Source organism: Nocardia sp. XZ_19_231 (assembly GCF_015355705.1).
In the GTDB taxonomy this organism is placed as follows: domain Bacteria; phylum Actinomycetota; class Actinomycetes; order Mycobacteriales; family Mycobacteriaceae; genus Nocardia; species Nocardia salmonicida.
Genome location: NZ_JACUZI010000004.1, coordinates 361,074 through 375,281 on the forward strand (window position 1 = coordinate 361,074; position 14,208 = coordinate 375,281).

The 14,208-nt window shown below is 63.7% G+C and carries 18 protein-coding genes; 11 read left to right on the plus strand and 7 right to left on the minus strand.

Annotated features, from left to right (window positions below):
- Window positions 1-178 precede the first annotated feature (178 nt).
- Window positions 179-649: a nuclear transport factor 2 family protein gene (locus tag IBJ82_RS20245; RefSeq protein WP_194827517.1), complete on the minus strand. Its 471-nt coding sequence runs from the start codon at window positions 647-649 to the stop codon at window positions 179-181.
- Between the two features lie 356 nt (window positions 650-1,005).
- Between IBJ82_RS20245 and IBJ82_RS20250 the strand changes: the two genes are divergently transcribed.
- Entirely contained in the window at window positions 1,006-2,190 is a 1,185-nt protein-coding gene (locus IBJ82_RS20250; protein WP_194827518.1) for an alanine--tRNA ligase-related protein, read from the plus strand.
- 283 nt (window positions 2,191-2,473) lie between these two features.
- Here IBJ82_RS20250 and IBJ82_RS20255 read toward each other — a convergent pair whose 3' ends face one another.
- A complete protein-coding gene (locus tag IBJ82_RS20255; protein ID WP_228537421.1) occupies window positions 2,474-3,229 on the minus strand; it encodes a phosphotransferase family protein in 756 nt (251 codons plus the stop codon).
- Window positions 3,230-3,453: 224 nt separating this feature from the next.
- On the opposite strand from IBJ82_RS20255, the gene IBJ82_RS20260 reads away from it, so the two are divergent.
- Window positions 3,454-3,861, plus strand: coding sequence for a PPOX class F420-dependent oxidoreductase (locus tag IBJ82_RS20260; protein ID WP_194827520.1), 408 nt, complete (start codon window positions 3,454-3,456; stop codon window positions 3,859-3,861).
- Between the two features lie 185 nt (window positions 3,862-4,046).
- Complete coding sequence (locus IBJ82_RS20265) at window positions 4,047-4,385, plus strand: hypothetical protein (protein ID WP_194827521.1); 339 nt, start codon at window positions 4,047-4,049, stop codon at window positions 4,383-4,385.
- A gap of 296 nt (window positions 4,386-4,681) precedes the next feature.
- Here IBJ82_RS20265 and IBJ82_RS20270 read toward each other — a convergent pair whose 3' ends face one another.
- A complete protein-coding gene (locus tag IBJ82_RS20270) occupies window positions 4,682-5,047 on the minus strand; it encodes a hypothetical protein (protein ID WP_194827522.1) in 366 nt (121 codons plus the stop codon).
- Window positions 5,048-5,576: 529 nt separating this feature from the next.
- On the opposite strand from IBJ82_RS20270, the gene IBJ82_RS20275 reads away from it, so the two are divergent.
- Window positions 5,577-5,969, plus strand: a complete 393-nt coding sequence (locus IBJ82_RS20275; RefSeq protein WP_194827523.1) for a hypothetical protein — start codon at window positions 5,577-5,579, stop codon at window positions 5,967-5,969.
- Window positions 5,970-6,162: 193 nt separating this feature from the next.
- Here the strand turns inward: IBJ82_RS20275 and IBJ82_RS34735 are convergent, their stop codons facing one another.
- Window positions 6,163-6,333 (minus strand): hypothetical protein, encoded by a 171-nt coding sequence (locus IBJ82_RS34735; RefSeq protein ID WP_228537539.1) that lies wholly within the window; start codon window positions 6,331-6,333, stop codon window positions 6,163-6,165.
- Between the two features lie 244 nt (window positions 6,334-6,577).
- On the opposite strand from IBJ82_RS34735, the gene IBJ82_RS20285 reads away from it, so the two are divergent.
- Window positions 6,578-7,063, plus strand: a complete 486-nt coding sequence (locus IBJ82_RS20285) for a VOC family protein (RefSeq protein WP_194827524.1) — start codon at window positions 6,578-6,580, stop codon at window positions 7,061-7,063.
- Between the two features lie 21 nt (window positions 7,064-7,084).
- Here IBJ82_RS20285 and IBJ82_RS20290 read toward each other — a convergent pair whose 3' ends face one another.
- Complete coding sequence (locus tag IBJ82_RS20290) at window positions 7,085-7,690, minus strand: TetR/AcrR family transcriptional regulator (protein WP_194827834.1); 606 nt, start codon at window positions 7,688-7,690, stop codon at window positions 7,085-7,087.
- A 135-nt stretch (window positions 7,691-7,825) separates the two neighbouring features.
- Between IBJ82_RS20290 and IBJ82_RS20295 the strand changes: the two genes are divergently transcribed.
- The 4 genes from IBJ82_RS20295 to IBJ82_RS20310 all read left to right on the plus strand — a co-directional run bounded on the left by IBJ82_RS20295 (window position 7,826) and on the right by IBJ82_RS20310 (window position 11,647).
- Window positions 7,826-8,998: an SRPBCC family protein gene (locus IBJ82_RS20295; RefSeq protein WP_194827525.1), complete on the plus strand. Its 1,173-nt coding sequence runs from the start codon at window positions 7,826-7,828 to the stop codon at window positions 8,996-8,998.
- A 150-nt stretch (window positions 8,999-9,148) separates the two neighbouring features.
- Window positions 9,149-9,316 carry a CsbD family protein gene (locus IBJ82_RS20300; RefSeq protein ID WP_194827835.1) on the plus strand — a complete coding sequence of 56 codons (168 nt, stop codon included), beginning with the start codon at window positions 9,149-9,151 and terminating at the stop codon, window positions 9,314-9,316.
- 86 nt (window positions 9,317-9,402) lie between these two features.
- Window positions 9,403-10,242, plus strand: a complete 840-nt coding sequence (locus tag IBJ82_RS20305) for a DUF1206 domain-containing protein (RefSeq protein WP_194827526.1) — start codon at window positions 9,403-9,405, stop codon at window positions 10,240-10,242.
- 256 nt (window positions 10,243-10,498) lie between these two features.
- Window positions 10,499-11,647 carry a lipase family protein gene (locus IBJ82_RS20310; protein WP_370585398.1) on the plus strand — a complete coding sequence of 383 codons (1,149 nt, stop codon included), beginning with the start codon at window positions 10,499-10,501 and terminating at the stop codon, window positions 11,645-11,647.
- Window positions 11,648-11,779: 132 nt separating this feature from the next.
- On the opposite strand, the gene IBJ82_RS20315 is transcribed toward IBJ82_RS20310, so the two are convergent.
- Window positions 11,780-12,040 (minus strand): hypothetical protein, encoded by a 261-nt coding sequence (locus tag IBJ82_RS20315; protein WP_194827528.1) that lies wholly within the window; start codon window positions 12,038-12,040, stop codon window positions 11,780-11,782.
- Between the two features lie 207 nt (window positions 12,041-12,247).
- On the opposite strand from IBJ82_RS20315, the gene IBJ82_RS20320 reads away from it, so the two are divergent.
- Window positions 12,248-12,589 carry a DUF5713 family protein gene (locus IBJ82_RS20320; RefSeq protein ID WP_194827529.1) on the plus strand — a complete coding sequence of 114 codons (342 nt, stop codon included), beginning with the start codon at window positions 12,248-12,250 and terminating at the stop codon, window positions 12,587-12,589.
- An 87-nt stretch (window positions 12,590-12,676) separates the two neighbouring features.
- Here IBJ82_RS20320 and IBJ82_RS20325 read toward each other — a convergent pair whose 3' ends face one another.
- Window positions 12,677-13,285 (minus strand): TetR/AcrR family transcriptional regulator, encoded by a 609-nt coding sequence (locus tag IBJ82_RS20325; RefSeq protein ID WP_194827530.1) that lies wholly within the window; start codon window positions 13,283-13,285, stop codon window positions 12,677-12,679.
- Window positions 13,286-13,346: 61 nt separating this feature from the next.
- Here IBJ82_RS20325 and IBJ82_RS20330 point away from each other — a divergent pair, with 61 nt between their 5' ends.
- Window positions 13,347-14,108, plus strand: a complete 762-nt coding sequence (locus IBJ82_RS20330) for a nuclear transport factor 2 family protein (RefSeq protein WP_194827531.1) — start codon at window positions 13,347-13,349, stop codon at window positions 14,106-14,108.
- The last annotated feature ends 100 nt before the right edge of the window (window positions 14,109-14,208 follow it).

Genomic DNA, 14,208 nt, shown 5'->3' on the forward strand with positions numbered 1-14,208 from the left:
CATAAGGTCGTTCGACGGTCCATCATGTTCGAGTTCGATTGCACGGACGTGAAGGCCACGGATGAACGCGCACAGCAAGTTGAGACACCGCTGACCCCCCAATCCGGTGATCCGAGTGGGGGCTCAGCCGTTGCGTGGAGTGGTGCGCTCGGCTGAGTCGCTCAGCCCGGTATGCGCACTATTTTGCGTCCGAATTCTCACCGGGCTCCGCCGCTTGCGGGGCGAACGCCTGAGCAACGGCGAGGCTGTCTTCGTAGACGTGGTGGCGGGTGATGAGGTCGTTCTCGACAGTGAGGTGCAGCGCGAATCGGGAACGGTAGGCGCGGCCGGTAGGCCGGGCGGTTTGGCGGATTTCACCCAGGATCACCGCATCCGTGCCGTCGACCAGGATCCGTTCGATCACAGTCCCGTTCTGATCGGGCACGTGGTACTGCGAGATTTCGCGGTAGTGCTCAGCCACGTCGGCGCGCGTGGCCCGATGCCGAATCCACGGGGTCTCGGTCCGGCCGTGCTCGTCCGCTGGCCAATCCAACTTCCAGTCGACGGCCGGGGCGTAGAGCGCCGAGGTGGCGTCCGGGTCGCCCGAACCGATTCGACGCAGAAGCTCTTCGACAACGGTGCGGGTGGCGCTTGTCAGGATGTTACCCATACAGCCACCTTGCCCGAGCCGGGCGCATTTCGTCGACTACCTCATCTGGACGAACGCAAGACCATCGGCAGAGCGTGCATCGGGAAGCGCTGTCGACCAAGCGATCTGGACGGTAACTCCACCAGCCCGTAAATCGGTGGTGCTCCGCACAGCCCGTTGCTACGGTCGCAGCATGAAGGTCACTTCACGAATCGCTGCCGCGGCCGCACGAGCTCTCAGCTCGCCGGTCGCTGCCGCCTGACCTCTTTCTCCCACGCCGGCGGCCGGAAACGGTCCGCTGGTTTTCGCCGGTCTTGTTGCCGGACTTGCCGTGTGCGGTCGCTTCCGGTCGATTTCACATCGATGGAGCAACCACCATGATCACAACAGACCAGACCGTTCAGACCTTCCTCGACTTCTTCCGCGAACGAGGACACGAACTCACGCCGGGCGGATCGCTCATTCCTTCACCAGGGGACCCGGTGCTGTTCACCACCTCCGGGATGCACCCGTTGACCCCGTATCTGATGGGCCGGCCCCACCCACTCGGCCATCGGCTCACCAGCCTGCAACGATGCCTGCGCACCACCGATCTCGATGAGGTCGGTGACGACACCCACCTCACCGTGTTCGAAATGCTCGGGTCCTGGTCACTCGGCGACTACGGCGGGCCGCAGAGTCTGCGTTGGGGATTCGAACTGCTGCGCGACGGCTTCGGCATCGACCCCTGCCGGATGCACGTCACGGTCTTCGGCGGTGACGACCAGGTCGAGCCCGACCACGATTCGTGGCGCACATGGGATGAACTGGGGTTGCCGGTCGAACCGACCACTGACGAGAACTGGTGGTCCAACGGCCCGACCGGACTCTGCGGGCCCGATTCCGAGATCTTCATCTGGACGGGAGATGAAAGGCCGCAGGGCACACCGACATCCGATGACCGGTGGGTGGAGGTGTGGAATCACGTCATGATGCGCTACGTCCGGCATCCCGACGGCAGCCTCGAACCGATGCGCCGACCCGGTATCGACACCGGCCTGGGTGTCGAACGGTTGGTGCGAATCCTGCAGAACACGCAGTCCGTCTTCGAGATCGACGTTTTCGAACCCTGGCTCACCACCCTGCCCCGAATCTGGGGCCCGCAGGACGAGCGGTCGCTGCGACTGCTGTCGGACCATCTGCGATCGAGCATCGTCGTCCTCGGCGACCGCGTCACACCATCCCCGTCCGGCCGCGGTCACATACTCCGCCGTTTGATCCGCCGCACCCTGACCACACTGTGGCGCGACGATCCGACCCGCACCCTGTCCGACTTGCCGATCGAGCTCGTGGAACACACCCTCGACCACTTCCAGCAATCTGTTCACTCCAACGAGGTGCGCACCACCCTGCTCGACGAGGAACGACAATTCGACCTACTACTCCAACGCGGACGAAAGGTCTTGTCCCACCGCCGATTCACCGGACCCGTGACCGACGACGACTACCACTACCTGCACGACACCCACGGCCTGCCCCGCGATCTCGTGGTGTTCCTGAACACCGAAGCCGGTGTCAGATGACAGGTCAGGCGGTGCCGATTTGATTGGTGGGGATGTCGGCGGGCAGCTCCAAGGCGCTGCGAAGCCGCTCGCCACAGACGGTGACAGTGTCCATGTCGGCGGTAGTGCCGGGGGCCTTCGAGCTCGAGCCGGCCTTGCTGCGCGATCTCTTGGAAGGGTTGCCACTTCGGCAAGCAACTGCTCCGCATCGCACCCGACCCTCTGTCGTAGCGCGTTCGGCGCATCACCTTGGTGCCTGATCGACTCTGCAGGTAGAGGCATGAGATCGGATGTCGCGTTCTCATCAGCCTCGCATCGCCTGGGTTCTCAGCACGTCGACCTCGCAGCCTGGCGAGGTCGGGTCGAAACCGTGCTCGACCAGCCAGCGGACCCCGCGAAGGCTGCGCAACGACCACCACGCGCGGATCACGTCGAGGTCTACGTCGGCGCCGTAACCGGCGACCACGTCGCCGAGGTGTTCCTCGTGTCCGAGTGTCAGGGTGGCGAGGTCGTACAGGGGGTCGCCTCGAGCCGCCTCGGACCAGTCGATGATGCCGGTGACCTCGTCACCGTCGACGAACACATGGGCGACCTGGAGGTCGCCGTGGGTGAACGTAGGTGTCCACGGTCGGAGCGCAGTCTCGGCAGCTCGGCGGTTGTAGGCGACCACGTCGGCGGCAACCACCCCACTCTCGGCAAGCCATGCACATCCGTGGTCGAGTTCCGTCGCGATCTCGTCGACGCTGCGACCGGGCCATGGCGGGAGCGGCGCGTCGTGCAGCACGCGGACGGCGGCACCTGCCGCGGACCACGCCGCCGACGACGCGGTCGACGGCTCACCGAGGCGACCGAGCGGCTTCCCCGGTAGCGCGGCGAGCGCTAGCACAGGAGGCTTGCGCCACAAGACCTTCGGAGTCGGGATCGGCGCCATGGCCATTGCCTCGACCTCGACGTCGGTATTCGATTGATCAGCGTCGATCTTCAGGAACACGTCGCCGACCCGCAAGGTCGCGCGCTCGTGATGGGCGACGAGGACCTCGACTTCTTTCACGTCGGCCATTATGGCTGGGATGAACACCGACGTCGCCGGGTTTATCGCCTGCAGTGGTTGGTCGCGGGCTTCACCGACGAAGGCGACGTCGGTATCCGATGAATTGGTCAGGCATTCGACGAGGCGCAGAACATCAGCCAGTTCGCTCGGGTCGCGGCATTTCAGGACGGATGTGTCCTGAGCGAACCCCACTGAGTCGGAATGCGTGGTCGATTAGAGGATAATCCGATGGCATGAGCTTCACGGATGCCGAAGTGGACTATCTCCGGTCCCAGCCGCTCGCTCGCCTCGCAACCCGAGCCTCGGATGGACAGCCCGACGTCGTGCCGGTCGCCTTCGAATTCGACGGCACCTGCTTCTGGGTCGGCGGTGGTGCAACGTTTCCCAGGACGCGCAAGGCGCGCAATGTCGCTGCGGGCAACGCCGAGGTGGCACTGGTCGTCGATGACGTGATCTCGATCGAACCGTTCATCGCCCGCGGTCTCCGCGTCTACGGTCGCGCCGAACCGCCCGTCGAGCGAGTGGGCATGGTGGGGCCCGGCTTCTATCTACGAATAACTCCTGTGCAGTCCTGGAGTTGGAACCTCGCCGGTGAGCCAGTCGGTGACCAGTGGTACGACACCCGCCACGCCTGGCACTGACGAACATGTGGGCAGCTACCTCAGCGATTTCGGCTGACGCGCCGGACCAGCGGCGGGTTGTGGTCGAGTCCGCTTCGGTGTGATGCCAGGTGGGACACTTATCCAGCGCTTGGGCCCGAGTGCTTGTCACCAGTTGTGCTGTCTTCGAATACCCCGTGGACCATTCGGCCGATGGGAGAACAGGCATGACGATCACTAGCGGTGTCCGGCGGTACGGATCTCTCGCCGCTGTGCTGGCGAGCACGACAGCGGTGGTGGTGGGGCTGTGCGGCCCAGCCAGTGCAGCGACCGGCGGGTTCGGGTACCGCGACCTCAACGTCGAGGGACTGACGCGCGCCTTGATCGACCCACCTGCCGGAAAATGCATCCCACTGCTGGCTCCGGCACGGCAGATGGACAACCAGACCGATGTCGTGGTCCAACTGTTCTCGAACGCAACGTGCGGCAGCCGCATCAGCGTCCTCCAGCCGGACACGACCACCACTACGGGTCCCCTCGTCGCAGCCGTGGTCTTCAACGGTTAGCCCGATCACGACCGGTAGCTGTATCGCGTGAACTCCGCCGACGCCGTTTCTCCGCGGCGTCGGCGGGGGAGTGCGATTCGGTCAGCCGATCTTCATCTCGATCGACGGGCAGGCAAAAGAGCGGAGTTGAACGCTTCGCTCAGCGCGCGCCCAGCGGCATGAGCGGATGCTCTTGACAACGTGTCTGAAAACCCTTGTGGGGTATTCGGACACCGCCCTTCTCGGGCGTCGCCGATTCACACCGCGAAGGTGTGAACGTCGGTTCCCGCGCCTTTCTGGCCGGTTTTCACCGTTGGTTACGCACTCGCGCGGTGACGTTCGCGCGCAGCGGCGAGCAGCGTTGTCAGGATGGGGAACGCTACCCACACCACCCACGCTGTCAGCACGATCTCGGGCGGATTCGGCGGCGTCTCGGGTTCGATGGGCAAGGTCCCTGGCGGGACGAGGACATGCGAATACCAGACGGACAGCAGGACGAAATCCAGGATGAACAGCAGGCAGCCGCCGATGATCGCCGTGGTCCGCCCGGTAATCGCGCCGACCACCAGTGTGAAGGCCGTGGCTGCGACGACGGTCATTTTGATCACGAGGAGGACGTTCTGTACGGCGGGCGCGGCCTCCTCGTCGGGTATGCCACCGACCACGCCGAACAGCAGCGCCAAGCCGTACACGGGGACCAGTCCGACGGCGACCAAACCTCCAAGTCCCGAAAGAATCCTCGCCGATATGTCTGCCGATTCCATGAGGTGAGTTAACCAGAGCGATAGGGGGATTCGCGATGAAGAGTTCGGTCTCGAGTCATGATTGGTTCGTCTCCCATACTGCCGCTTTCGGATCACCCGGCGAACGGCATGAGCGCGCACTGCTGGCGGCCGTGAAGCGCTCTGCCCGTTGGTCTTCCCGAGGTGCGGCGCAAGCGGTGGCGGGACCTACTCGACATTCACCGCCAGGAGGGCCCGCTCACGCTCATCGGCAGAAAAGTGCGTCGGCGGCTGGTGCGGCGGCCCTACGTTCAGCGATTCGCAGCCAGTACTCAGGACCCGATCCCGGCCAGGATCTGGTTCAGGCGCCCGGTGGGGTGCTCCCTCAGCAGCTGCCATTACAGGATGTTTTGGGCCGCAGTGGATCTCACCGCGCACGGCGCCGACGTCGGCCGGATCGACAGCGTCATCCAACGTTTATGATCTCGCCATGAAGGTCTGGACGGAGCGCCCTGCCGAGACCGACGTAGAAGCGGTCGTTTGCCACTATTTCAGCCTGCTTCGAGCTGGGAAGATCACTGAGGCCGAACAGCTCGTCGATCATTCATCGGTCCGGCATGTGCTCAAGTCGTTGTGGGTCGGCTCGGTAGGAGCGAGCATCGATGAGGACGAGGCGAGTCATAGCCTTGCGGCCGCCGCGTGGGAGCAGGACCTATCGTGGCTGCGCGAACTCGATCTCGGGGACTTCAACTGGAGCCACACTGCCAGCAATTTCTATGCCGAGGTCATCTACCGCGCGCAGATAATCGAGGTGGCATTGGGATTTTGGGTCAAGCCTACCGACGCTGGCTGGGTCATCTCGGGGCCGTCCACCTTGTGGTAGGAAACGAAACAACAACTCGATCACTTTGTCCGCCACCACCTCGGGCGGTCTGGACCAATGCTCGCTCATCGGCACTATCGTGCGTTGGGCTGAGCCTCGATCTGGTCGGCCGAACCGCGCGGGTCACGGCAAGCGCGGACATGTCACTAATTGTCGAACTGCCGGAGTCGAGCCGCAGTTCGACCGGGCTCCTTTAGCGCGAATTCGGAATCGGTGATATCTCCCGCGAAACGGTGACCGAGCGGACGAAGAAGTCCTCGCCCTCTGGAAACGTTGGCGAGAGATACGCGATCACGTGACTCATCACCAGGTCGGATGACAGCAGTTCGCCGGCCACCATGAATTGTCGATCGATCTCGATCATCGGAGCTGCCAAGTCCGGGTCGGTCGTAGCCCCCACCCACAACTCGTGCCATGCGGTGAATGTGGGGCGCGCGTACATCGACCACAGCAGATCGATCGCCGCGTCGAGCTTGTCTGCCGTGGGATCCGGATCGGCAATGTCACGCCCACCGCCGTGGCGAAATCGGCGTGGATCTAGGACAGAGGCAGACCTACATGGTTCCTAGGGTCGAAGACGAGTCGTACGCCGATCTGCAGGAGGAATTATGGCTGTCGAACACGTCCCCGCGGGGTACAGCACCGTCACGCCCTGGGTCATCTCGCAGGACACCGCAAGAGTCATCGACTACCTGAAGGCCGCCTTCGGGGCCGAGGAACTGGGGCGAGTCAGCGATGCACGCGGGCGTATCGGGCATGCCGAGGTGCGAATCGGGGATGCCGTGGTGATGCTGTTCGACGGTGACCCGAGCTGGCCTGCGACCCCGGCGTTCCTGCGGCTGTACGTGCAGGATGCGCGCGCCGTGCACCGGCAGGCCGTGGCCGCCGGGGGCGTGTCGATCTCGGAGGTGACACACCTGGCGTTCGGGGATCTCGTCGGGCGGATACGTGATCCGTTCGGAAATGTCTGGTGGATTCAGACCCGTATCGAGGACGTGTCGCCAGAAGAGATGGAACGACGCTTCACTGATCCGGGGTTCACCGCGGCGATGGAGTACATGCAGCGTCCGCAGACCGCGATCTTCCCTGGCTGAGAATGTGAGCGGTTGCTGTCGTTACCGCTGGTGGATATTGCGCAGGGCGGGTGCAACCCAGGTTGTGAGGTAGGCGCGAAGTTCTGAGCCGCGGCGAGGGGGGCGCCCTGGATCGAGGACGAAGGACTGGACGATGCGGAGCATGTGCTCGACGAGTTCGTCGAGGCGGGTGTTGTCGATTCCCGCTCGCTCCCAGTCGACGGCGAAGCGTTCGAGGATGGAACGACCCAGTATCAGCGCGGTGTCGGAGGTGACATCGGCGGAGTAGGCGCCGACGCGGCCCGGGGTCAACAGCAGGCTGAGGTAGCGGTCACGCGGCAGTGTTTCGAGGGTGTAGGCGATGCCTTCGACCACCGCGTCGGCAGGGTCGGTGATGCGGTCCAGGTGTGCGGCAAGAACGTCGAGGAAGCGACCGGTCTCGACCAGGGCGGTGGCGGCGATCAACGCTTCGGCATTGGGGAAGTAGCGGTACACCGTCTGCCGGGTGACGCCGAGTTCGCGGGCGATCTCGGCCATCGTGAAATCAGCGCCGGAGCGCTCGATAGCCGCACGAGCGACCGCCAGGATGCGGTCGACGGCCTCGGCATCGGTGCTCGGGACCGCTCCGGACCAGCCATGCCTGCGCAATCGAACCTCCACTCGGGCGCGTCTATCAGGCCGACACTATCGACTGATCATCGTTCGTGGGTTCCTCGCCGATCTTGACCATACAGATTGAGTTAAGTGTATGTTCTGAATGGATACGGAAAGGGAGGTCTCCCGATGACTCTTCACACTGTCCCCGGCACTGCCGGGTTGACCGACGACCTGACTCGACGCGCTCTGCGCCTGGTCCTCGACCGCACCACCGATATGGCTGAATCCCCCTTGCGTGTGCCGTTGCACTACTACCGGGATCCGAAGATCACCGAGGTGGAGGAGTCGCAGATCCTGCGCCGCACCCCGCTGGCGATCATGCCCAGCGCCCGGATTCCCGAACCCAACGACTACGTCGTGCGCCAGGTATTGAACGATTCGCTGCTGATCACCCGCGACCGTGCGGGCACCGCGCACGTGCTGCTGAACTACTGCCGCCACCGCGGTGCGCAACCGGCGTGCGGGTCGGGCAACGCCACTCGCTTCACATGTCCGTACCACGCCTGGACCTACAAGAACACTGGCGAACTTGCCGGTATGCCGGGCAAGGAAGGCTTCACCGGCCTCGACCGCGGCGACTACGGGTTGGTCGAACTGCCCAGCCAGGAACGCCACGGTTTCATCTGGGCAGTGCTCTCCGCCGATGGCGCGATCGACATCGATGCACACCTCGGTGCGATGGGACCGGAGCTGGCGCAGCTGGACTACGGCTCCTACGGCTACCACGACGACCGCGAATTCGTCTCCGAGGTCAGCTGGAAAGGCGCGCTGGAAGCCTTCGCCGAGAGCTATCACTTCCCCTTCGTTCACGGACAGAGCGTGATCGGGCAGAACACCGTCGCCAACACCTCCACCCACGACGGCTTCGGCCGACACCATCGCATGGGATTCCCCTTCAACTGGATCACCAACCTCGACACCGACGCGACCGGCGACTGGAACCCGTTGATGAACATGGGCGTCATCTACTGGATCTATCCCAACCTGATCCTGGCCAACAGCCCGGTCGGGGTGGAGGTCCTGGACATGCTGCCCGCGGGCGCCCCGACCAGGTGCACCGTCCGGCACAGCTGGATGGCCAAGATCCCCGCCACCACCGATGAACAACGCGCCGTCTACAGCACCATCTACGACCAGGTCCACGCCGCGGTCCGCGACGAAGACTTCGCCATGCTGCCGCAATGCGGGGAAGGTGTCCGCCAGGGCCAGCACGACCATATGATCATCGGCCGCAACGAAATCGGCGTCCAGCACATGATCAAGACCTTCGCCGCCGAACTCGGCGTCGCCCTCGACTGACCGGCATCGCTGATCCCTGATTCCCTCCGCACATCGACGGCTGTTCTCTTGCCTCGAAAGTGGGTATCCGTGTGTTGAAGATCAACGTCGTTGACAGCAGTGGAATGCGGCGTTGAGTCGATCTCACACAGCGAGGAAACCGCCATGAGTATGAGCAAGAAGATCGCGAATTCCGTCGAGGCCACCAAGGGTCGGGTGAAGAAGGCCTACGGTCGGGCCACCGGCAACCGAAGCCTCGAGGCCGAAGGTCGAGCCGAACAGGTCAAGGGCAATCTGAAGCAGTCTGCCGCCAAGATCAAAGACGCCTTCAAGAACTAGTTTCGCCGGACGCGACCGCACAGTAGATCCCGCGCGCCGACCGTTGCGGACCATCTCGACGGATCCACCACACGAGGGTTATCACCATGCCGAACAACACCGCATCTCCATCGTCATACGACAACTCGTCCAGCACCGTGGCCAAGGTGGCCCAGAACAGCATCTTCGAACGATTCGCCCGCGCGGGCTTCGTCATGAGCGGCCTCGTGCACCTGTTCATCGGTTACATCGCCATCCGGCTCGCCCTCGGCGGCGGGGGCGGCACCGCCGATCAATCGGGGGCCATGGCCGAACTGGCCGCCAAGCCGGGCGGTGTCCTCGCGCTCTGGATCGGTGTCGTGGCGTTCTCGCTGATGGCGTTGTGGCGGCTCGCCGAAGCGGGACTCGGCAGCTCGTCCAAACCCGACTCCGACAGCAAGAAATCCGAGGCCGTCCATCGCGTCAAGGCATTCTCCTTGGCGGTGGTCTACCTCGGCTTCGCCATCTCCGCATTCGGATTCGCCAGGGGTGCGGGCAAATCCAGTAGCGAGCAGAGTACGGGGATCACCGCTGCGATGATGAAATCGAGCGTGGGCACGATCGCCCTCATCGCCGCCGGGGTGATCATCATCGCGATCGGTGGCTATCACGTGTACAAGGGAGCGACCCAGAGCTTCCTCGAAGACTTGCACGGCTCCCCGAGCAACCTGGTTCGCCGGTTGGGCACGGTGGGATACATCGCGAAGGGGTTGGCCGTCGCGGCCATCGGGTTGCTGGTGATTATCGCGGTCGGTCGATCCGACCCCAGCGAAGCCACCGGACTCGACGGCGCGTTCAAAACCCTGGGGGCGCAGCCTTTCGGAGCGACCCTGTTGATCGCGTCCGGCCTGGGCATCATCACCTACGGCCTCTACAGTTTCGCCATGGCGCGATACACCAAGATGTAGCTGGCTCTGTGTAGTGCCAGACCGACCATAGGCACATCGCTGGGGGAGGGTTTCGGCTGCGGAGGGCGGTAACCGGCCGCTCGGACGGGACTTCCGCGCAACTCGAGTATCAGGTCTCATCGAATGCGCTACGCTCGCGGACGCAAACTAGAACAGGTTCTCGGGGTGGGAGTGTGCGATGCGGACAGTCGTGACTTTGCGGGCGACGGTAGTCGGCGCGGTTTTCGCGCTGGTTACGGCTTGCGCAGGATGGGCTGTGGCAGTGCCGCTGCCGGAACAGGATTCGTTCTACGCCGAGCCAGGCGGTCTCGCGGACCTACCCAACGGGACAGTGCTCACGTCCCGGGCGATCGAACCGGAGTCGTTCTTGCAGCCGCTGCCCGCAGATGCGTGGCAGGTGCAGTACAAGACGATCGACAACCATGGGGTACCACGCGCCTACATCGCGACAGTGCTTGTACCGCAACAAGAATGGACCGGAGACGGCCCACGTCCGCTGCTGTCGTATCAGGTCGCCGAAGACGGTGTCGGCTCGAAATGCGCACCCTCGTACGCGCTGCGCGGTGGGATCGACGGCGTCCCGAGCAACGCGTATACCGAGACCGGCATGATTCGGTTTGCACTGCAACAAGGTTGGGCTCTGGTCGTGCCGGACTATCAGGGGCCCGACTCCGACTTGTTCGGTGCCGACGGCTATGTTCACGGTGTCCTGGACGGCATTCGCGCCGCAAGAGCGTTCGCGCCGGCGAATGTCGACCCCGCGGCGCCGATCGGCATGTGGGGATATTCCGGCGGGGCGCAGGCCACCGCCATCGCAGCGCAAGCGCAAAGGACCTACGCTCCTGATCTGAGATTGACAGGTGTGGCGCTGGGTGGGATCGTCGCCGACCTGGAAGCCACCATGTCCGGCTTCAGCGGGGGAATCGCCGGCGGGGCGGCGGTGGTCGGTCTGGTGGGGTTGAACCGATCCTATCCGGAAGCCGATGTGGCTCAGTACCTCAATGAATCCGGCCGCAGAATGTTGGCCGCAAGCCGAGCCGATTGCCTGCTCGACGCCGCTATCGCGTATCCCTTCCTCGATGCGGCGGCGCTGGAAGCTTGGCCTGGATCGATCACGAACAACACCGAATTGAGCAAGGTGGTTCGGATGGCCAGCCCCTTGTTCCGCCCGGGCGTACCCGCCGTGCCGGTGCTGCTCCATCACGCTGTCGCTGACGAGTTCGCGCCGATCGACTCGGCACGGGCACTGGCCGGAAAATACTGTGCCGCTGGGGTTCCGGTGCAGCTGGTGGAGAATTCGGTCGGCGAGCATGGTACCGAAGCCGTGGTGGGAATGTCGACGGCCCTGACCTATCTGGCCGACCGATTCGCCGCAAAGCCGGCGGCAAGCACTTGCGCGCTCTAACGCCCGAGATCATTTCGGGCCGTTGATTTTCGGACCTGCCGGGATGGCTGATTCGAACAGCGCGGCATGCGGCAGGTCCGGGTGTTCCGCTGCGTATCACCAGCGCGGGCCTGAGTCTTTTGCGGGGCGGGCTCAATCGGCCGGGAACCTCAACGGAGCGGTAACGTCGAAGTTGCGGTCGATGACGTCGACGAGGTCGGTTCCATTGCTGCCCAAACCATTACGTTCAGTCCATGCCTGGACGCGCGACAGAAATCCGATCAGGTCCCGGTGCACCTCATTCAACAGGTCCGGCAACAAGGATCGCGCCACCACGACGCTCTCCGCGGCACGGCGGTTCGGACCGCTGTCCTGCCACACGCGGAGCTCGTTGACACCGATCTCGACCTTCACACAGCGGCATCTCCATGCGTTCGAGGACACGATAGTTTCAGCGCTGCTATGCCGATCCTGGGGCGATCATGCGCTTCGTCCGTATGCGCACGCCGCTGACGCTTCGTGGTCAGTTCGGGCAGTGGGGTCCGAGGGCATCGGTGACCGCGCAGCTGTCGGTGGTGTCATGCATGATCGACGCGCCACACCGAGAGACGGAGAAGCGCCATGCCGATCACAAATCATCAGACCGCAGCGCATGCGTTCCTGCAAGAGATGTACGAGGACCCCTACTATCCCGATGCCGTGCTCGACCAGTGCAGGGCGGTCTTGCAGCGGCTGTGCGAGACGATCGAGTCGGAGCGGCCATCGGATCTGGCGACCCTGTACGTGCTTACCCAAGCGGCGACGGCGGAGTTCAACGACCTGCAGGCGGAATTCGAGGCGGCCGGAAGCGAAATCGAGACGGTCGCGCGAGAACTGATCGCCGCCGACTTCTGCTTGATCGCCTCGGCTTACGGCTTCACTGAGGCGGATTCCGAGGAACTGATCGCCGGGCGAGACTGGTGAGCCGCGGGTATCGGGGCTCGAAAACGAATGAGTGAACCCACGCCCAGCCCGCGAGGCACGCCCACATTGCGATTTACGAGGCTCGCCTCACTGTCGGCGCCTTGTTTCGGCCGAGCTGATCTCGCTCATGAGTTGTGTCGCGACGGTAGTCACATGGCTGGCGAAGGCGTTCCGGTCGGTGCCGAGACTGCCTTCCGTCCACTCGACGAACAGTGAGATCAAGGCACCGAAGAGTGCCGAAAAATGCATGCGGACAATGGGATCGCCCGGGGAACCCACGATCCGATTGCCCAGTGCGGCTGTTGCGATAGCCGGAATGGTCTCTCGCACATAGCCCCGCAGTCGCACATCCGCCACCGGCTCGACCAACAGGATGCGACAGACCCGAGGATCGGCCTCCATGAGGCGGGCGGCGGCCTCGAACACCGCGTGCAGATCGTCGGATGCCACACCGGGCGCAACAGCTTGTTGTAGGCGAGACAGTGCCGCCCGGTACACCGCGTGCAGCAGCACGTCTGTGTCGGCGAAGCTCTCGTAGAAGAACCGCTGACTCAGCCCCGCCGCACGGCAGACGGACCGCATGCCCAGGGCGGAAACACCCTGCGTGCCAACTATTTCGACACCCACATCGATCAGCCGCGCCCGCCGGTCGGCGGCGCGGCTCTCAGCCGTCTGTCCGCCGTAGCTCCTTGACACGGCACCACTTTACAACAACCATCATTCATCAGGAAGCATCTGCTTCCGGATGGAGAGGGTCATGTTCACCGAGGAGCAGTTCCAACTGTCACTGCGACAGCCGCGCCTGACACAGCCGATACCGACAGCGCTGACGAACCGTGCCGAGCCGGTCGATGTTCTCGATGAAGCCGCGCTGACCGTCATGACGCAGACGTGGTTCGACGAATACGAGAAGAAGATCGAGTTCTATGCCGACCACGGCTTCGATATCGCCTGGACTCTCGACTGGGCGAAGAAGTACTGGTGGAGCTGGCAGACCCGGGATATGAGCCATAACCACGAGCTCTACACAGACGATCTCAGGTACAAGGATGTGACGACTCTCGGCGCGACCATGGTCGGCCTCGATGAATTCGTGGCCTACAACTTCGCGTTCTTCGATGCCATCCCCGACTGGCGCTACGACCCGATACCTGGGCAGTGCTACATCGACCTGTCACCGGACGGTGAGGTCAGAATGGTCGTGCGCTACTACGGAAGTGGTCACATCGTCGGGCCGCTGAAGCTTCATCCCTACGGAGCGGACGCCCCCGCGATCCCGGGCAACGGCGCGTTCATCCAGTGCACCGCCGTGGACCGGTATCACTTCAACGCCGAACACCTGATGTACGAAGGCGAAACGCTCTACGACCTGCTCGACGGCGTACAGCTGGCCGGAATCGTACCGGGGCCTTCGACCGCAGCCTTCAAATGGCTGATGCGCGGCGCAGGACTCGCAACCCGAACCATCACCCGACTTCGTCCTCCTGCCACTCGGCATCGTTCGACATCCATCCGATAATCGGCAGATGCGGACGTTCGTCACCGCGCGCCCAGCAGCATTATGGTGCGTTCGCCGGAACTGAGCTGGATCACGGCCACAGTCTCCGCCGTTTCCGGCG